The sequence below is a fragment of the Thauera butanivorans NBRC 103042 genome (assembly GCF_001591165.1).
GTDB classification, from domain to species: Bacteria; Pseudomonadota; Gammaproteobacteria; order Burkholderiales; family Rhodocyclaceae; genus Thauera; species Thauera butanivorans.
This window is the reverse complement of record NZ_BCUG01000125.1, coordinates 1-1485: the sequence shown is the minus strand read 5'-3', so window position 1 is coordinate 1485 and position 1485 is coordinate 1. Positions and strand designations below refer to the sequence as shown.

The window sequence follows — 1485 nt, the reverse complement described above, 5'->3', positions numbered from 1 at the left end:
CATTCCGTTATACACAAAGCTTGCCCCACCCGAGCGCCGGCCGAAATAATCGTTTACCTTCAATGACTTACACGAAGTGCTTGTAAACCCTGAGAAAAACGCGTCTACTCTTGCAATTTGGGTGACCGGTTGGCGACGAAGAGCTGGGTGGCGGAGGAGTTTTCGGGGATGGCGCTGGGCGATGAACGGCTGAACAAGCGCGCGAAGGTGCTGATGGAACGCTTGTCGGCCAAGCCGACGGCGAGCCTTCCGATGGCGTGCCGGGGCTGGGGCGAGACGGTCGCGGCGTACCGTTTTCTGGGCAACGACGAGGTCGACTGGCAGGCGATTCTGGCGCCGCACTGGGCGCGTACCCGCGAGCGCATGCGTGCCCATCCGGTGGTGCTGTGCCTGCAGGACACGACCGAGCTCGACTTCAACGGGCAGGGCATCGCGGGTCTGGGGCGGCTGAACTATGAGGCGCGTCGCGGCATGTACCTGCACCCGACCTATGCGGTGACGGTCGAGCGCGAACCGTTGGGCGTGCTCGATGCGTGGATGTGGGCGCGCGAGGAGGTCGATGCGCCAGGCGAGCGCACCCGCATCAAGGAGAGCACGCGCTGGATCGAAGGCTACGAGCGGGTGGCGGAGTTGGCCCTGGGGATGGCGGCCACCCGCCTGGTGTACGTGGCCGACCGCGAGGCGGATCTGATGGCGATGATGTTGCGCGCCCAGGTGCTGGGGACCCCCGCCGACTGGCTGGTGCGGGCCAAGCACAACCGCTGCCTGCCCGAGGGCGCGAAGCTGTGGTCGCACACCTGCGCGGGCGAGCCGCTGGGCGAGATCGAGTTCACGATGGGTTCGCGCCACGGCCAGAAGGCGCGCGAGGTGCGTCAGCAGCTGTGGGCTCGGCGGGTCAGTCTGCCGGCAGGCAAGGCGGGCACCGTATCGGCCACCTGCATCGTGGCGCGCGAGATCGGCGCGCCGAGCGGCACCAAGCCGATCGAGTGGCGGCTGCTCACCAACCGTGAGGCGCCGACGGCGGCCGACGTGGTCGAACTGATCGACTGGTATCGGGCACGCTGGGAGATCGAGATGTTCTTTCATGTGGTCAAGAACGGCTGCCGGATCGAGGCCCTGCAGCTGTCCGCCGTCGAGCGCCTGGAGCGCGCGATCGCCTTGTTCATGGTCGTAGCCTGGCGCATCACGCACCTGATGCGCACCGGGCGAACCTGTCCCGATTTGGATGCGGCGCTGTTCTTCGAGCCCGACGAGATCCGGGGGGCGTATCTGCTGACCAAGAAGAAACCGCCCGCCACCCCGCCCACTGTCAACCAGGTGCTGCGCCTGATTGCCACCCTGGGCGGCTTCCTGGCACGCAAGGGCGACGGTGAGCCGGGGGTCAAGACCATCTGGCTGGGCTTGCAGCGCGTCATGGATGCCGCCGCCACCATACAGGCCCTACGCGAGGAGGCCGCGTGACGGGAGTTGTGTATAACGACATGG

At 66.7% G+C, this 1485-nt stretch carries 1 protein-coding gene; it reads left to right on the top strand.

The genetic code is table 11. The features are described from left to right. Window positions 1-117: 117 nt before the first annotated feature. A complete protein-coding gene (locus TBU01S_RS22615; RefSeq protein ID WP_083953811.1) occupies window positions 118-1461 on the top strand; it encodes an IS4 family transposase in 1344 nt (447 codons plus the stop codon). Window positions 1462-1485: the final 24 nt, after the last annotated feature.